The organism is Mariniluteicoccus flavus (genome assembly GCF_054776655.1).
Map to the genome: position 1 here is coordinate 1 of NZ_BAAHBN010000029.1, position 506 is coordinate 506.

1 protein-coding gene is annotated in these 506 nt (G+C 69.2%); it reads left to right on the top strand.

The genetic code is table 11. From position 1 onward, the window contains the following. Nucleotides 1-506: IS3 family transposase (locus ACYVAG_RS17600; RefSeq protein WP_460771839.1), on the top strand; the 506-nt coding region annotated here is incomplete at both ends.

Here is a 506-nt window from a genome sequence, read left to right on the forward strand (position 1 = left end):
TCCGGAAGATGTGGAAGGCCTTGGCGCGCGAGTATCCCGGCGAGCACGTCGCCCGCTGCACCGTGGAGCGACGCATGGGAGCGCTGGGGTTGGCCGGCGTGCCGAACAAGCGGCACCCCACGACCACGCGCCGCCCCACCAAGGCCGTCGAGTTCCCCGCGGACCGGCTCGAGCGAGACTTCACCGCGCCCGCCCCGAACCGCCGCTGGGTCGCCGACATAACCTACGTGTCGACCTGGTCGGGGTTCGTGTACGTCGCGTTCGTCACCGACCTGTACTCCCGACGCATCGTGGGCTGGCGAGTCGCGAACCACCTGCGCACCGACCTCGCGTTGGATGCCCTGGAGCAGGCCATCTGGTCACGCCGTCAGGAAGGTGAGGACACCCTCGAGGGGCTGGTGCACCACAGCGACCACGGCGTCCAGTACGTCGCCATTTCCTATACCGAACGGCTCGCGCAGGCCGGGATCGAGGCCTCGGTCGGGTCTGTCGGCGACTCCTACGAC